Below are 17,580 nucleotides of genomic sequence, written 5' to 3' on the forward strand. Positions count from 1 at the left end.
TCCTGGGCACCTCACCCTGGGACGGAAGCGAGGTCCGCACCGAGCAGATCACCCGGAGACCCTGTGCCCAGCAGCAGCGGCAGCACCGGGTCCAGGGGCACCGGTCCGCCGCCGCCGCTGTCGCCGCCGCTGTCGCCGTCGCCGTCACCCCAGACGCGACAGCCGTGGCGCGTGACCTCCAGCACCCGGTCGTGCCGTCGTGGGAGCAGACCGACTCCGGGCACGAGCACGACGGTCGCCCATGGCCGGCCCAGGTCGTCGAGGCGCGCGGCGACGGCCGTGCCGGTCGGCGTCGGGCGGAGCCCGGGTGGCACTCCCGGTCGAGAGCCGTCATCGGTGACGATCCGGACGTCCGGACCCGTACTGTCGGTACCGCTGTCGTCGACCGCGGCACCGTCGACTGCGGCACCGACGACGAGGCAGTCGTCTGCTCCGGCCGGGCGACCGACGCCCAGCCCGGTGAGCTGCGCGACGAGCGCCTCGAACACCGCCCGCGCACAGGAGCCCGTCCCGACGACGACGACGTGGCACGGCGCGGACGGCCCCACCTCGACGCACGCGGTCCCCCCGTCCGGTCGTCGTCCCAGTACCAGCGCGCCGGCGACGTCGGCGCCCGGAGTCGTCGGGAGGCCATGGTCCGACGCATGATCCGACTCGCGTCCGCCGATGGCGCACGCGAACCCGGACCCGTGGTCATCCGAGACGTCGACAGGGAACGGCGGCAGGGTGACGACGATCCGGGGCGGACCAGCGCCGGGGGCGCGGACCGTCAGCGCATCGAGCACCGCGCAGCTCGCTGCCGCCGCGAGCAGCACCACCCTGGCGGAGCCGGCGAGGTCGGCGAGGACGCCGACGACCACGAGCACGACGGCCGACCCGACCAGGCACCACCGAGCGACGAGCGGAGACATGCCGAGAAGCCAAGCAGCCCCTCGCGTACGACATCGGACGCGAGGGGCTGCTCGTGGACGCAGCGTGACCCAGGGCCCTCTGTGGAGGACTGTGCGCGCCGCGGCCGGACTACTGCACGAGGAAGAACTGCTCGCCGATGTCGACCCGTGCGCCACGCTCGACCCGGTAGCGACGCCCGGGTTCACAGCGTCGGATGCTCCCGTCGATGTGACGGATGACCGTGCCGTTGCCCGAGTGTCGGTCCGAGACCCAGAGGTCGTCGCCGTCACGCCCGAGCTCGAGGTGCGTCTTCGACACCGACTTGCCGGGGTCGTGCACCGTCAACAGGTCGTCGAAGCGCTCTGCCGGCTCCGGGCGCGGCAGCCGTCCGAGCAGGCCCGTCCCGTGCACCGCGGTGCGCTCCCCCGTGCTGAAGTGCAGCACGAAGGGCGCGGTCGACTCGGTCTTCACGACGATGCGCGTCTCCTCGACGTCCTCGTCGGGGTCGGGGTCGCCGCTCGAGGGCACCACCGCGGCGTCGACCGCCGGGAGGACCGGGCCGGTCGAGCCCGGGATCGGCGGCAGCGGTGCTGCGCGCGGGACCGGCGGCAGGTCTCGACCACCGGTTCCGGCGCCCACGCCGTCACGGACATCAGCGCCGGTGGACCGGACCGAGGACGGCGCGGTGGGCGACACCGGCGCAGGCGGGACCGCTGCGCCGTCGTGGGGGTGCTCGGGCTCCTCGGCCTCGGACCGTGTCCCGTCGGCGTCACCGACGTCGACCCGGCCAGCACCGGACGTACCGGCATCGGCCACGTCCTCCGCGGCTCGATCACGGTCGGCGGATCGATCGCCGTCAGCGGCCGGATCGCCGTCGGGGGTCGCGGTGGCCGGCTCGTCGTCGGGTCCGGACGCTCCGGACCCGCCGTCGACGCCGTCCTCCGAGCGCTCGTCGCCGGCGCGGACCTCGTCGTCGGCTGCCCAGTCCGGCCGTGCCATCGGCAGCGGGACCACCGGGCCGGTGAAGGCCGCGGTCACGGTCGGACGCACGGCACCGCACTCCGCGCAGAAGATGTCGTCGGGCTCCAGGGCGTGGCCGCACACCGGGCAGGTCGCCGGACCGCTCCCCGGAGCGATCAGCGGTGTCGGCGCGGGGCGACGGTCGACCAGTGGTTCGACCACCGCGGTGTCGCCGGCACGGGGCTGCTCGTCACCGGAGGACGTGTCGTGCTGGTCCTCGACGGGCGGTTCGGCGGCGGCAGGACCACGACCGACCCACCAGGAGGGTCGTGACGGCGCTGCCGTCGGCTGCTGCGCGACAGGTGGAGACCACACTGGGGCCACAGGCGGCTCGGGGCGCTCCGACGTCGCGCCGGTGGTCGGCGCGAGCCGGGTCCGTTCGGTGTCGGCGAGCTCGCCGGACGGGGTGCTCCGGTGGGACGAGGCGAGCGGGTCCGGGGAGGACGGTTCCGGGGAGGACTGGTACGCATCGGGGTCGAGGGGCGGCTCCACCTCCGGTGCACCTGCCCGCAGGTCGGCCCCGCCCGACGCGGCGGGGACCCCGTGACTCCCGGTCTCGCCGGCTCCGGTGCTGATGCTGCCGGTGCCGGTCCCGGTCGTGCCGCTATCGGTCGTGCCGCTGTCGGTCGCGTCGGTGCCGGTCGCGTCGGTGCCGGTCGCACCGGGAGCGCGGCCAGGGCGGACCCGGTCGACGCCCTCGGGCGGTGCCCACTCGGGTCCGCCGGCCGGAGCACCGGGGGCTGCGGGAGCAGCCGGCGCTGCGGAACGCTCGGGCAGGGAACCGACGGACCGCCGGTCCTCGCCGGTGAGCCAAGCACGCGTCGCGGGGTCGAGCGTCGCTTCCGGCAACCACGCCTCGGCCGCCGGGTCGGGCCGGTGACCGTACTGGTCGGGCTGGCGGAGCGGCGGCGGTGGGGTGTCGTCCACGGGCGCCGCCGGAGCGGGCCGGCGGTTCGCCGAGACGTTCACCGACCGCCCGCACTCACCGCAGAAGATCGCGCCGTCCGGCAGCATCGATCCGCAGTGTTCGCATCTGATCACGGTTCGCCTCTGTCCTCACTCGGCCGTCCACGACGCTCGCCGGCCTCCGGACCATCGTAGTCACGGCCACCGGGACGCCCCTGGTCGCCCCGGCCCCCGACGCCGACGCTCCCCCGACCGGCCGGTCCCGTCCCGGCGACCGGGTGCGGTCGCCCGGCGCCGGACCGGAGGGACCGCAACGACACGGCCGCTCGGAGGCGTTCGCGCCGGTTCCGCCCCTCGCGCAGGCTCTCGATCGCCTCGTCGGTCGCCGACCACATCCGGTCGGCGGTCCCCGGGTCGACGTCGTCCGGCCCGAAGACACTGCGATCCGCCAGCGCGGCCAGCCCGGTACCGCCACGGCCGGGAGCACCCGCGACGGCCTCGCGACGGGTCGCGCCTCCGGGCACGGCGTGCCCCCGGTCGAGCAGCGCGTCGCGGTACTCGTCCCACGCACCGGTGACGCGGGCACGAGGGGTCGGTGCCCTGCGTCGTCGGTGTCGCCGGACCCGCTTGCACAGCAGCACGGTCGCGAAGGGCAGGAGGACGAGGGCCACGAAGCCCAGCGTCGCGAGGACCCACGGCAGCGCCGCGAGCAGCACCTGGAGCCACAGCGGCGGCACCGGCGGTGTCTCGCGGTCGGTCTGCGGCGGCGCCTGCTGGTCCTGGTCCTGCCGCTCGACGGGCGGCGGCGGGACGACCGTCTCCGGGCGCGTGACGGGTTGCGGGGTCTGGTCCTGCTCCTCCGGGATCTGCCGGACGACGGGGTTCGGGTTCAGGGTGACCCAGCCCCACTGGGCCGTGTCCACCTCGACCCGCGCGGTCACGTCGGACCCGCGCAGCGTCGTCGTCCCGCTCGAGCCGGACTCCGGGCCGCTCGAGGACGCGCCGGAGTCGCCGCCCGGGGTGAACCCCATCACGACCCGCGACGGGAACCCGATCTGCCGCGCCATCAGTGCGGCCGCCACCGCGTACTGTTCCTGGTCGCCGATCATGACCGGCGCGGTGAGGAGCTCCTGGATGCGATCCGCGCCGTGCCCGGAGCGGCTGGCACGGTCGTCGCCGACACCGTGGCTGACGTACCCGGTGCTGGTGAGCCACCGGACCGCGGCGACGAGCTTCTCGCCGTCCGTGCGGGCATCGGCGGTCGTCGACTCGACCCGTTCCCGCACGGCGTCCGGCACCCCGGTCGCCGACGGGACCTCCGCCGTCCCCGGCCGTGCCGAGGCGAGCTGCTGGTCGTCCGGCTGGTCGGGCAGCACGGCGTCGAGGTCGTAGCGGGTCCCCGCCCCGATGCCGCCGACGACGGCGCCGGTCGACGTCGCACGGTCGTAGAAGAAGGACCGCCGCGCCTGCTCCGCGCCGTCCCCGCCGAAGGTGACCGACTCGAGGTCGCCGACGGTCGGCAGCCAGACGCCACGGTAGGCGGCGACGTCCACCCCGACCCGGAGGTCACTCCCCCGCACGCCGCCGACGTCGACGGTCGTCGGCACCCGCTCGAACGTGCCCGACGCGGACGCCCCGTCGTCGCCGCCGACGCGGAACACGACACCGTCGTACGTGTCGAGGGTCGCGATCCGGACGAACCCGCCCTGCGGCAGCCCCGAGACGCGCAACTGTGCCGCGTCGGCCGAGCCGGTCTCCTCGTACGCCCGGAAGGTGCTCAGCGGGCTGACCTCGTCGCGCGGGTCGAAGGGCTTCACGACGTCGGTGCGCGCGACGGTGCGTCCGACCGACGGCGGCGCGACCAGCCCGAGTCCGGTCGCGACGACCGCCGCCGCCAGCACGGTCCCCGTCCCGACGAGCGCGGGGCGCGCCACGGAGCGCCAGACCGGGACCGGCGCGCCGACGGTCGTCGCGACGGCGACCGCCCTGCGGGAGTGCCGGACGACGAGCGCCCAGACCAGGGCGACCCCGCCGAGCGCGACCGCGGTCGCGACCGACACGTCGAGACGACCCGGTCCGACGACGACACCCGCCGCGAACAGGACGAGGGCCGGGATGCTCGCGATCTCCGGCCGGGAGGCGCGGGTCGCCACGGTCACGGCCGTCACCGTGGCGACGAGGGTCGTCACGAAGTACGGCACGAGCAGGGACTCGTAGGACCCGACCGGCAGGCTGACGGTGACGAGCCGCTTCCAGTCGAGCGCGACGCCGGCGAAGAGGTCGACGAGGCCCGGTCCGGTCGGCAGCAGTCCTGCGGCCTCGGCCGGGACCGCGACGGGCACCCCGGTCAGGGTGAAGACGGCCACGGTCAGGACGCCGACGACCACCGTCGGCAGTCGCCCGAACGCGCCGGCCAACGCCACCACGGTGCCTGCGACGACCGCGGTGGTGCCCGCGGTGACCATCGAGCCGTCGCGGTGGACCGGCCACCAAGCGGTGCTCGCCACCGCGACGAGGAGCCAGACGACGAGGGTCCCGCCGACCACGCGGGCGGGCGAGCGACGGCGCGCCGCGCGGCGGGACGCGCGGCGACTGCGCGTCCGTCGCTCCGTCGAGGTGGCGGCACTCACGCGGCGGCCGCCGACCGGTGCAGGGCCTGACGCAGGTCCTCGAGGTAGCCGATGGTCAGCACGGTGAGACCGGCGACGCGGAGCACACGCGGCTGGGCCTCGGGCTCGCAGGTGACGGCCACGACCTCGACCCCGACGGGGAAGCGCGTCGCAGCGAGCCGGAGCGCCGGCAGCCCGACCGTGGAACCCACCACCAGGAAGGCGACCGAGATGCCCGCGGTGTCGTTGCCGACGATCGCGGCCACTTCGGCGACCGGCAGGCATGCGTCGGAGAGTCCGACGGTCGCGAACTCGTCCAGCAGTCGGGTCGGGGTGACGGTGGCCAGCCGGTGCACCGCCCGCACCGGGCGCTTGGCGTACTCCGGCGTGCGTTCGGACACGACGACGGAGACCTCCCGGCCGTCCCGGACGGCACGTGCGCCGAGGGACGCGGCGGCGCTCACGGCGAGCTCGAACTCGTCGTCGTCGCCGAACTCGGCCCGTCGGGTCGCGAGGGCCACCACGAGGTGTGACCGCCGGGTGTCCTCGAACTGGCGGACCATGAGTGCGCCGGACTTCGCGGTCGACTTCCAGTGGACGGTGCGGGGGTCGTCGCCTGGGACGTACTCACGGACGGCGTGGAACGCGATGTCCGCCGGGGAGAGGTCGGTCGTCGCCTGCCCCTCGAGGTCGCGGACGAGCCCGGTGCTCGTCGACGGGATGGCGATCGTGCGCGGGTGGACGATGACCTGCTCCCGTGCGGTCCAGACGACCTCGCGTCGCACCAGCCCGACCGGGTCGGCCCGCACACCGGTCACCGGACCGACGTCGAGCACACCCCGCCGCACCGTCGGCACGGGCACCTGTTCCTCGAACACACCACCGGGGGCGACGGACGGCACCGCGACGTCCACCAGGCCGGAACCGACCGGCAGCTCGACCGTGGTCGGCACGGACGGCAGTCGAGCCGGGTTCTCCGCCGTCACGACGACCCCGGCGTCGTCACCGACTGCCACGCGGTGCTGCGGCAACCGCATGCGCACCACCAGACGGGTGCGCCCGACGAGGGCGACGGCGGCCACCACCGCGAGCACGGCGCCGGCGAAGCCCACGACCACGACCTCGCGCAGTCCGAAGCGGTACCCGACCACGAAGGCGACGACCGTGACGGCGGCGACCGTCCAGCCCAGGCCTGTGACCACCGCGGCGACCTCGGCCCACAGACGTCGCACGGTCCTCCAGGCCGTCGCCCACGCCTTCGCGGCGCCGACGACCGCGTCGGCGGCGACGCCCTCGCGGTCGCCGACGAGCCGGGTGCGCACGTTCGTGAGGCCGGCGACCGTCGTCGTCCGTTCGGGCGAGACCGGACCGCGACGGGACCTCGTGCTGCCGCGTCGCGTCCTGGTGCCGGTGGGACGGCGGTCGGTCACGACGCCGCTCGGTCGGCCGGCGGCGGTGTCTCGACCAGGAGCTGCGCCACGACGCTCGTGGCGCTGACCCCGTCGAACTCGGCCTCGGCGTCGAGCACGAGACGGTGCGCCAGCACCGGGACGGCCAGCGCCTTCACGTCGTCCGGGGTCACGTAGTGACGGCCCTGCACCGCGGCGTACACGCGGGCGGCGCGGACGAGCCCCATCGCGCCGCGCACGCTCACGCCGAGGCGGACCTCGCCGGCGGCACGGGTCGCATCGACGAGGCGGGCCACGTAGTCGGCGATCGTCGGGTCGACGTGGACGGTGCGGGCGAGCGCGGCCATCTCCGTGACGGTCGCCGCGGGGACGACGCTCGGCAGGGGCACCGAGGCGGACGGCGCCGAGGAGGTCTCGAGGATCCGGACGGTGGCGGCGTGGTCCGGGTAGCCGATCGAGGTGCGCACGAGGAACCGGTCGAGCTGGGCCTCGGGCAGGCGGTAGGTGCCGGCCTGTTCGACCGGGTTCTGCGTCGCGATCACCATGAATGGGGCTGCCAGACGGTGGTTCACGCCGTCGACGGTCACCGCCGACTCCTCCATCGCCTCGAGGAGCGCGGACTGCGTCTTCGGGCTCGCCCGGTTGATCTCGTCCGCGAGCACGATGTTCGCGAACACCGGACCGCGGTGGAAGTCGAACTCCTGCGTGCGCTGGTCGTACACGCTGATGCCCGTGATGTCACCGGGCAGCAGGTCCGGGGTGAACTGGATCCGGTTCGTCGATCCCTGCACGCTCTGCGCCATCGCCCGGGCGAGGCTCGTCTTGCCCGTCCCGGGGACGTCCTCGAGGAGCAGGTGCCCCTCGCTGAGCATGGTCGTCACGGCGAGCCGGATGACGAACGTCTTCCCGAGGAGCACCTGCTCGACGTTGGTCACGATCCGGCCGGCGACGTCGGCGAACCAGGTGGCCTGCTCGGGGGTCATGCTCATGCGGTGGTGTCCTCGTTCTCGGGGCGGGAGCGCTGGCGGGTCGAGACCCTAGCCTGCGGCGGGGCTGCTCGGGTCGGTACCGGACGGCGGGTCGGCCGTGCCGGCGGCCGGGTTGGTCACGGCACCGCGTGCGCCGGTCGGGTCCTGCTGCCCGTCCACGGTCGCCTTGACCCGGATCGAGGAGTACCCGCTCGGGACCGGGTCGCTCGTCGTCCACGGCGCCCTCGTGGTCGGGTTCGTGTCGTCGCAGATGTCGCCCAGGATGGTCGAGCGGCAGTACGAGATCTGGTAGCCGTCCGCTGCGATGCGCCCGTTGTTGTCCGGCGCGTTGACCACCGGCGCCTGACCGACGACCGCGCTGACGACGGACGCTCGGGTGGTGAACGCAGTCGCCGTCTGCGCAGCGCTCGAGGTGCAGTACTGACCGTCGGCGGCGCAGGCAGTGAAGACAACGCTCGTGGGGATGCCGTACCCGGCCCCTGCGCCGAGCGAGGCCGTCCCGCTGAACCGCACGGGCTGGCCGCCACCGACGGAGTAGTACAGGTACGGCGCGGAGGTCTGTGCGGTCGCCCGGAGGTCGAGCGTCCCGTCGGCGGCGTCTGGCTGCGGTGCGCGCTCGACGGAGCCGGTCGGCGCGTCGGGTGCCTGGTAGCCCTGCACGTCGGCGGGCTGCGAGGCGGTACAGAAGAGGCCGTTGTCGGCGAGGGCGACGTAGCGGTACCGGCTCGTGATGCGGTCGCTCGCCGTCTGGGCGTTCCAGACCCTCTCGGCGCCGGCCGTCGAGCAGCCGGACGGGATCGGCGTGGACGCCGCGTACTTCGCGATCCGCCAACCGGCGGTGCCGCCGGCCCAGTCGGCCTCGGACGCGCTAAGCGTCACCGCCGTGGTCGATCCGTCGGGTTGCCCGGTGGCCGAGAGTTCCGGCGTGGCGGGCGCGCCGACGGCCGAACCGGTGGCGGACGCCTCGTTCCACTGCACCGGGCTGCCGTCGCGGTCGGCCGCGTTGCGCGCCGACACCCGCACGGTGTACTCGGCACCGCTCTGGGCACCGGGGAACGACGTGCTGGTCGCGGTGCCGACGTTCTTCGTCGAGGACAGGCCGGGGCCCTGGACGGTCACCGCGTAGTTCGACACCGGCGACCCGTTGTTCGGCGTCCCGACGGCACCCCAGGTGACATCGAGCTGATCCGGGATCGTGCTGCTCGGCGTCACCCGGACACCCTTGGGTGCTGCCGGGACGAAGTCGGCACTCATCGGCGCGGACTGCGACGAGGGCTCGGACTCGCCGACGGCGTTCCGCGCGACGACCGAGAAGCGGTACGACGCAGACGGGTCGACGCCCGTGAGGGTGCAGACCGTAGCGGTCCCGCAGTCCTTCGCGACACCGTTCGTGCCCTGGACCCGGTAGCCGGTGATCGGCGCGTTGTTCGCCTGCGGGGTCGCCCACGTGAGCGTGAGCTGACCGCCCTGGAAGGTTCCGGTCCTGGTGGGTGCCCCCGGCGCGTCCGGGACGTCCTGCACGGCGATCGTCACGTCGGCCCAGACGTACCGGGAGGGGTCGTCCGTCGCGTCCGCCACCTGGTACTGCAGGTGTGCGTCGACGGGTTGCGCCCGGTCGGCGACGGTGACCTGCAGTCGGGACCGGTCGGCGCTCGGCGTGACGCTCACCCCGGCGGGGAGCCCACCGGCGAGTCCGCGGATCGCGAGCACCCGCAACGGCCGGTCCGGGAAGGGGTTCGTCGCCTGGTCGTTCGACAGGACGTCGATGGTCGCGGTCGTCCCGCGTCGGACGACGGCCCGGTCGGCTCCCGGCTGCACGAGGGGCCTGGTCGACCCGACGATGCCGACCTGGACGACGCCGGCGCGGCCCTGGTTGGCGGCGTCGGACACCCCGATGCCGATCGACGCCGTCGTGTCCTTCGGCGCGTCCTCGGCCACGGACACCCGGAGCTGCTGGCCCTGGACGGTCGCGGTGGTGCCGGAGCCCGGACGGCTGACGACGGAGTACCGCAGCTCCCCGAGGTCGTCCGGGTACGGGTAGTCCGTCAGCTTCGTCAGGTCGAGCGTCCGGGAGTCGCCCGGCTGCATGTCGATCGACGACCCGGTGAACGCCGGTGGCTGGTTCGACCGCGGTGTGACCTTGATCGGCAGGACGAGCGTCGCGACCCGGCCCTTGCCGCCGTTCGTGCTCGACCCGTCGGTGACCTCGAAGGAGATCGATGCGTTGCCGTAGAAGAGCTTCGACGACGTGAACTGCAGCGTGGACCGGTCGACCACGAGGTCCTGTCCGTTCGCGTGCGTCGCCTTCACGGTGCTGCGGTCGGTGATCTGCGCGGTGCGCCCGTTCGCCGTGACCACGTAGCGGTCGAGCGGGATGCGGACCGTGGCCTCGCTCTTCACGGTCACCGCGCCGACGCTGCGGTCGACCTGCGGCAGGGCGTCGTCGAACCCGGGCACGTGCACGAAGCCGTAGGACACGACGTCGGGGTGGTCGCTCCGGGCGACCGAGAACGGCACGACCTGCGCGGAGTCCGTCAACCGGATGGTGATCCGACGGTCCTTCGTCACCTGCGCGGTGTCGCCGTACCCGTCGACCACGCCGACCTCGAGCCGAGAGGTCGACCCCTCGGCGAAGAAGACGTTCTGCAGCACGTCGACCGTCACGCTCTCGCGGCGCAGGATGTCCTGCAGGTCGAGCGTGGTGTCCTCGACCTCTGGCCGGAGCGGCGGGGCGTCAGGGTCGACCGTCACGGTCAGGAAGGCGGTGCTCGACCCACCGCTCGCGTTGGCGACGGTGTAGAGCACCGCGAAGTCCCCCTCGGTGGCGGAGCGGGGCGGTGTGACCCGCACCTGACTGCGCTGGAGGACCTTCGCCGTGACGCCGGCGGCGGTGGGCTCCGCGGCGGTGACGGTGAGCTGCCCGCCCTCCGGGTCGGAGTCGTTCTGGAGGACCCGGACGGTGACGGATCCCCCGGGACGGATCGTCACGTGGTCGGCCTGGGCGACGGGGTTCGCGGCCTGCTCCGCACGGGGGCTGATCCCGACCCGGACCGTCCCGGTCGCGCGGGCGCCGAGCGCGTCGACGACGGTGTACGTGAACTCGTCGGTACCGGAGGAGTAGTCCCCCGCGTCGTAGGTGAGTGCGTCCGCGGTGACGTCGCTCACCGAACCCTTCTCGGGGTTGTCCGCGACACCGACGAGCTGCACCGAGTCGCCGTCGGGGTCGATCCCGTTCAACGGCACGGTGATGCGCACGGCCTGTCCGGCGACGGCGCGCGCCGTCACGGTCTCGGGCACCGGCGGGTTGTTCGTCGCGGCGTCGCGCTCCCGCACGGAGATCGACACCGTCGCGTCGGCGTACTGCCCGTCCGGCCCTCGGACGCGGTAGACCGCGGTGTGGTTGCCGGGCGTCTGTGGTGCGAGGTACCGGACCCGGTCGCCCGACACGAAGAGCAGCCCGCCGTCGCCCGGGACGTTCTGCACGAGCTGCGGGTCGAGCGTCAGGGGCTCGCCCTCCGGCTGGGTGTCGTTCGCCAGGACGTCGATCTCGGCGACGTCCCCGACCCGGACCGTGGCGGAGTCGGACTGCGCGACGGGCGGTTGGATCCGGTCGGGCTTCGGGATCTCGACCACCGTGATCGTCCCGGCGGCGGTGGCCAGACCGTTCGACTCCGTGTACCCGAACGTCACCGGCCCGTCGAGCGGCGCGGTCAGCGTGACCCGGACGACGTGCTGGTCGAGGATGCTCGCCTGCACCCCGGTGGCGCGACCGGGCCCGTCGAGCGCCGTGACCATCAGGACGCCGCCGGCCGGGTCGGTGTCCGTCGCGGTGACGTCGGTGTCCTTCGTCGACAGGGTGGTGACGAACACCGTCTTGGGCGTCGTGATCGGCGGGGTGGAGGCGTCCGGCGGCGCGAGCACGGTGACCCGGACGACCCCGCTCGCGGTCTTCGTGCCGTCGGTGACGGTGTACTCGAGCTGGTGGTCCCCCACCCCGGCCGCCTGGACGCGGAACGTGCCGGCGTCGTACGAGGGGGTGACCGTCAGGCCGCTCGACGACGACACGCTGGTGAGCGTGACGGTGCCGTTGCCGCCACGGACGTGGTCGAGCGGCTCCACCGTGAACGCCTTGCCGGCGTAGCCCTGCACCGCGAAGGCGTCGGCGCGCAGCGGGACGTTGCCCTGTGCCGCGACCCGGACGGTCATCGACCCGCGGCCGCGGTCGCGTCCGTCGCTCACGACGAGCTGCACGGTGCGGTCGCCGGTCCGGCCGCTCGCGTTGCGGAAGTCGAGCAGCCCGTCCGGCGTGGTGGAGACCCGGTCGCCGTCCGCCGAGGCGGACTCCAGGTAGACCGGGTCGCCGTCCGGGTCGACCCAGTCCGACAGCACGTCGGTCACGACGTGCCCGTTCTGCACCACGTCGGCCGAGGTGCTGCGGACCTGTCGCGGCGGTTCGTTCTCGGAGTCGGGACGGACGGTCACACGCACGGTCGCACTGTCCGACCCGCCGTTGCCGTCCGTGATCGTGTACGGGAAGGACAGCGTGCCGCGCGCGTCCGCGGTGAGCGTGACCTGCAGTCGCTGCCCGTCGCCGACGATCGCGACACTGCCCTGGCCGTCGGGGATGCTACCGACCTCGCTGATGACCAGTGGGTCGCCGTTCGGGTCGTAGTCGTTGAGGAGCACCGGCAGGCTCGTCGTCCGTCCGGGACGCGCGCCGAGCTCGTCGTCCACGGCCACCGGCGGCTTCTGGTCCTTGTCCACCTGTGGGTCGTCGTCCGACACCCGTTCCTGCTGCCGCTCGTCGTCCTGGTCGACGAGGTCGGACCAGTTGTCGATGAGCTGTCCGCTGCGACCGATCGCCCACGACCGCCCGCTCCGCGGGTCGTTCGCCACGACGGTCTCGCCGTTGTGCACGATCTGCAGGTCGTCGGCGTCGGCGCTCTGCGCCAGCCGCTGCAGCCCACTGCCGCGGCAGGAGTCCATCGCCTGCCCGCCCGCCCACGCGGCGTAGGTGCACGAGCCGACCACGGTCGGGCGCGCCGCTCGACCCGAGACCCGCAGCGCCGTCCGGTCCACCTGGCCGGAGGCGGAGACCCGCACCAGGCCCGCGGTACCGGCCACCAGGACCGAGGTCGAGGAGTCGGACGACCGCTGCAGCGCAGGGGTCCCGCCGACGCGGTCACCGAGGTCGACGGTGTCCCCGTCGACGGAGAGCTGCCCCGTGGTCCGGTCGAGGACGGCGACGTGGTCCCCGAAGGACGCGACCTGGAAGTCGTGGGAGCGCTCGAACCGGACGTCCCACCGCTGCTCGACGGTCAGCTCGGGCCCGACGTCGACGAGTGACGCCCGCCCGGTGCGCGGCGAGTAGACGGCGACCCGGTCGTCGGAGGCGTCGAAGACGGCGTCGGCACCGAGGGTCAGGTCGGCCCTGGCCGAGGCGTCGAAGTCGGCCAGCCGAGCGGCGGGTGTCGCCCAGAGCTCACCCGTGTCGCCGTTCCCGACGACGGCGGTGTCCCCGGCGAAGAACACCTGCGGCGACCCGGCAGGCAGGGTCACGGCGTCGCCCACCGTCGCGTCGGCGACGTCGACCTTGGCCACGGTCCCCTTCGTGCCGTCGACGCTGTACACCTCGGCGCCGCGCTGCACGACCGAGAGGTCGTCGCTCGGCGTCTCGACGGCGGTGTTGAGCGCCAGGACCCCGGTGTTCGCGCGGCCGACGGCGCCGTACTGCGCGGACGGCACCCACACCGTGCCGTCGCCGAGGTCGATCCGCTGCGTGTGGTACCCGGTCGACACGACGGCAGCGGTCGCCACCACGGCACCGACGACGACCGATGCACCGACCGTCACGGCCGCCGACCGGTGCTTCGCCAGGAGCGCCCGGATCACCCGGTGCTCCCGATCGTCCCGCACTGTTCCGGGCTCGCGGCGCCGGTCTTGCCGTCACGGTTCACGGCGACCGTGATGCACTGCTCGGCCCCCGTCCCGCCGGACACGACGAAGGTGGTGCCGGTCTGCTGGCTCGTCGCGCCGGACGAGGTGATGACGTACGTGTCGCCGGGACGGAGCCCCGGGTCGACCCAGCTGAACGAGACCGAGTCGGCACCGGCGCGGGCGCTGACGTCGCGGACGGTCGGGATCGAGGCGGTGCCCGCGCGCGTGACGAGCAGGACGCTCACCACGGCGACGGCCGCGAGGACGAGGACACCGGCCGACCCGGCCACCACGACGTTCGTGCGACCCCGTCGACGCGCGACGGTCGCCGAGCCGGTGCGGTGGACCGTCCCCACGCTCTGGACCCCCGTCGAGGCCCCACCCTGGACGGCGCGCCGCGTGCGTCGCCGGGTGCCGGTGCGGGACGGCGGCTGCAGTTCACGCACCACGGTCCGGTCCGCATCGGACGACGGGGTCGCGACCGCCCACGACTCGACCGCCACCTCGGCGGGGGTCTGCGGGATCCCGAGCTCGGCCTCGACCTGCTGGAGTCCGCGTACGAACTCCATCACGGTCGCCGGACGCGTGGACACCCGGCGCGACATCGCCGTGGCGAGCAGTCGCTCGAGCGACGGCGGGACGTCGGTCCTGCCCGTCGGCCGGACGCCGCCCTTGTCGATCCGGTCCATCAGGTCCGCCGCGGCGTTCTTGCCACCGGGGACCTCGAACGGGCTGCGCCCTGCGAGCAGCGAGTAGACGGTGGCGGCGAGCGAGTACACCTCGGACTGCACGGTCCCGCGCGACTCGTCGCCGAGCACCTCGGGCGCGGACCACGGGATGGACATGCCCACCGGTTCGTCCGGGTCGGCGCTGCCGATCGTCGCGGCGATGCCGAAGTCCGACAGCACGGGGGTGCCGTAGGCGGTGCGCAGGATGTTCGAGGGCTTGACGTCCCGGTGGAGCACGCCTTCCCGGTGGGCCGTCTCGAGCGCCGACCCGATGCGGACGCCGACGGCCAGGACCTCGGACACGGGGAGCGGCTCGCGGCGGTAGCGCTGGCTGAGCGATGACGAGCACAGCTCCATGACGAGGTACGGTCGGCCGTCAGCCGCGATGCTCGCCTGGAACACCGTGAGGATGGAGGGGTGCGTGCTGAGCCGGGCCATGAGGTTCGCCTCGGCCTGGAACATCTGCCGGACGCGCTCGTCGACGACCTCGTCCAGGAGCACCTTCACCGCGACCTGTCGTCGGGGCATGTCCTGTTCGTAGAGGAACACGTCGGCGAAGCCACCGGAGCCCAGGACGTGGACGGGGCTGAACCCGGGGATGACGGGCGGGTCGGACGGCAGGCGTCGGGCCATCGGCGTCGTTCCCTCCCCCGACCGACGGCCGGATCTTCCGTTCCTCGCAGCCAGGTCATTCTACGAAGCGAGCCCCGACACCCGGGGGCCGCGGGCCACCCTGTGGACAGCGACCATCCCCCACTTCGGGGGACGCCGGAGCCGCCGGTCGCGGTCAGTGCCGCGGCAGCGTGTCCTCGACGTCGGAGTCCTCCGGGGCGCCGTCGACCTGCACGACCACCACCGTGACGTTGTCACGGCCGCCGGCGACGACCGCGTCGCCGACCAGTCGCTCGGCCAGTGCCTGGGCTCCGGGCACCCGCGCCGCGATCCGGGCGATGCCGACGTCGCCGAGTTCCTTGGTGAGGCCGTCGGAGCACACGAGGTAGCGGTCGCCGGCACGCAGCGGCAGCGTCCACCAGTCGGGCTCCGGCGGCTCGCCGAAGCCGACCGCGCGGGTGATGACGTTGCTGTCGGGGTGCTGCTCGGCGTCCTCGGCCCGGAGCAGTCCGGCGTCGACCATCTCCTGCACGACCGAGTGGTCCACCGTCACCCGCCGCAGCGCACCGGACTCGATCCGGTAGGTGCGGGAGTCACCGACGTTGAACACGAGCGCGGCCGGCTGTCCGTGGCTCGCGACGAGCGCGACGCCGGTCACGGTGGTGCCCGCGCCGAGGGCGTTGCCACCGGCCGCCCGCTCGATGTCCGCGGTGGCCAGCAGCAGCGCCCGCTGGATGTCCCGGCGGCTGGTGAAGTCGCCGGTCGCGACCTGGTCGAGTCGGCTGACGACCGCGTCGCTCGCCCGGTCCCCCGCCAGGTGGCCGCCCATGCCGTCGGCGACGACGAAGAAGGGCGCACCGACGAGGTAGCTGTCCTCGTTGTGGTCCCGACGGCGACCGACATCGGTCGCGGCTCCCCATGAGAGCGTCAGGGGGGTGCCGGCTGCGCCGGGGACGTCGATGGCGTGCTCGGTGGCAGCTCGGCCGAGTTCGGTCACGGTTTCAGGATCGCTCTCTGGGAGTGGCGGGACGTGCCGGACGGACGGTCCGTCACGGGGCCGGCGGGAACGGTGGGAGGCCGTCGTCCGGTCCGACCCGGAGGTGCGGCGACAGGACCTCGATGACGTTGCCGTCACCGATCTCGACGAGCGTACCCGTCAGGACGACGATCGACGCACCCGCGGCCATCCGGAACGGCGCGGCGCCGGGTGGTCGGACGACGGTACCGTTCGTCGACCGCAGGTCCTCGACGACGGCGGCCTCGCCCTCGGCGTGCACGAGCAGGTGCGACGACGACACCTGTCCGCTCGGCGACGGGACGGGTACGAGGACCGGACCGTCGTCGACCACCACGCGTGGCGCAGCGGGTCGTCGTCCGACGACCAGCGGTCGGTCGAGCCGGACGATGCGTCCGCCGATGCGCACGGACGGCGTCCGGCGGTGGACCGGGCGCTCGTCGGCGACCCGGGCTGCCGCGCCCACTGGCGCTCCCCCGGTGTCGCCTCCGGGACCGGCCGACCGGGCCGACCACGCAGCACCGTGTCGTCAGCGGCTGGTCCAGCACCAGGTCGGACGCCCCGCACCGGCCGGATCACCGTGTCGCCGTACGGGTCGCCGTCGGGACGGTCGTCCGGCTCCGCAGCGGGAGGGCCGTCCGGCTCCGCGGGGTGCACGCCGGACGGCGCCGGCGCACCGAACCTGCCGCCGGAGCCGGCGTGCAGACCGGTCGCGGATCCGATGCCGGGACGCGCACGGATGACCGTGTCGTCGTCGCGCACCGGTTCCCGCTCCATGGTCATCCCACCGTAGACGATCCTGTCGACCCCGTGGGCGTGGTCCACGCGGGACCGTGTCCGGCTCGGACGGCACGCAGGACCAACCAGCCGAAGGGGTCGTCCGGGCGCGTGTCCAGTGCGTGCCGCGCGCGCACCTCGGCACGCGCGGACGACCCGAGCGCCCAGGCACACCAGGCACCGAGGGCGAGCGCGCCCGCTGCGCCGATCGCCACGTCTCCCCCGACCGCTCCGTCCGCGCGCCAGGTCCGCCACGCAGCGGCACACCGATCGCCCGCGAGGCGCAACCGCGTGCGGTCGGGTGCCGGACCCGACCCGCCGAGCGCCGGTGGCGTCGGATCGCGGAACGGGTCGAACGGCACGACCGTCCCGGGGTCCGGGCGCCCCCGCGCAGCGAGGAAGCCGACCAGCGCGAAGCGGGTCGCGAGCGCGCCGCACGCCGTCGTCACGGCGACGGCCTGCGGACGGGTGAGCACCTCGTCCCCCGCCGGTTCACCGGCTCGTCGCGGCGGGGACGAGGCGACGAGCGCGGCACAGGCAGCGCGCAGGGTGACCGCAGCGGCGATCTCACGCGGGTAGCGCACCAGGGTGGACGGAGGGCGTCGTGTCGTGGAGGTCATGCACGAGATCGTGACGGGTGCCGCGCCTCCAGGCCGGTGGCGACGGACCATCTGTGGACGGGTCCGA

General features: G+C 74.1%; 10 protein-coding genes. All 10 read right to left on the reverse strand.

What is annotated here, in order from left to right:
* Positions 1–11 precede the first annotated feature (11 nt).
* Entirely contained in the window at positions 12–911 is a 900-nt protein-coding gene (locus tag LCG91_RS08855; protein WP_224441149.1) for a hypothetical protein, read from the reverse strand.
* A 109-nt stretch (positions 912–1,020) separates the two neighbouring features.
* A complete protein-coding gene (locus LCG91_RS08860; RefSeq protein WP_224441150.1) occupies positions 1,021–2,952 on the reverse strand; it encodes a zinc-ribbon domain-containing protein in 1,932 nt (643 codons plus the stop codon).
* Positions 2,949–5,447 (reverse strand): transglutaminase domain-containing protein, encoded by a 2,499-nt coding sequence (locus LCG91_RS08865; protein WP_224441151.1) that lies wholly within the window; start codon positions 5,445–5,447, stop codon positions 2,949–2,951. Before LCG91_RS08865 ends, LCG91_RS08860 begins: the two co-directional genes overlap by 4 nt.
* Complete coding sequence (locus LCG91_RS08870) at positions 5,444–6,856, reverse strand: DUF58 domain-containing protein (RefSeq protein ID WP_224441152.1); 1,413 nt, start codon at positions 6,854–6,856, stop codon at positions 5,444–5,446. The genes LCG91_RS08865 and LCG91_RS08870 overlap by 4 nt, the downstream gene beginning before the upstream one ends.
* Positions 6,853–7,824: an AAA family ATPase gene (locus LCG91_RS08875; RefSeq protein ID WP_224441153.1), complete on the reverse strand. Its 972-nt coding sequence runs from the start codon at positions 7,822–7,824 to the stop codon at positions 6,853–6,855. Before LCG91_RS08875 ends, LCG91_RS08870 begins: the two co-directional genes overlap by 4 nt.
* A gap of 48 nt (positions 7,825–7,872) precedes the next feature.
* Positions 7,873–13,716 (reverse strand): Ig-like domain-containing protein, encoded by a 5,844-nt coding sequence (locus LCG91_RS08880; protein WP_224441154.1) that lies wholly within the window; start codon positions 13,714–13,716, stop codon positions 7,873–7,875.
* Complete coding sequence (locus tag LCG91_RS08885) at positions 13,713–15,122, reverse strand: serine/threonine-protein kinase (protein WP_224441155.1); 1,410 nt, start codon at positions 15,120–15,122, stop codon at positions 13,713–13,715. Before LCG91_RS08885 ends, LCG91_RS08880 begins: the two co-directional genes overlap by 4 nt.
* A 154-nt stretch (positions 15,123–15,276) precedes the next feature.
* Positions 15,277–16,098: a PP2C family protein-serine/threonine phosphatase gene (locus LCG91_RS08890; RefSeq protein WP_058729242.1), complete on the reverse strand. Its 822-nt coding sequence runs from the start codon at positions 16,096–16,098 to the stop codon at positions 15,277–15,279.
* Positions 16,099–16,150: 52 nt separating this feature from the next.
* Positions 16,151–16,582 carry an FHA domain-containing protein gene (locus tag LCG91_RS08895; protein ID WP_224441156.1) on the reverse strand — a complete coding sequence of 144 codons (432 nt, stop codon included), beginning with the start codon at positions 16,580–16,582 and terminating at the stop codon, positions 16,151–16,153.
* 313 nt (positions 16,583–16,895) lie between these two features.
* A complete protein-coding gene (locus tag LCG91_RS08900; protein ID WP_224441157.1) occupies positions 16,896–17,513 on the reverse strand; it encodes a hypothetical protein in 618 nt (205 codons plus the stop codon).
* Between the last annotated feature and the right edge of the window lie 67 nt (positions 17,514–17,580).

Source organism: Curtobacterium sp. TXMA1, from assembly GCF_020162095.1.
In the GTDB taxonomy this organism is placed as follows: domain Bacteria; phylum Actinomycetota; class Actinomycetes; order Actinomycetales; family Microbacteriaceae; genus Curtobacterium.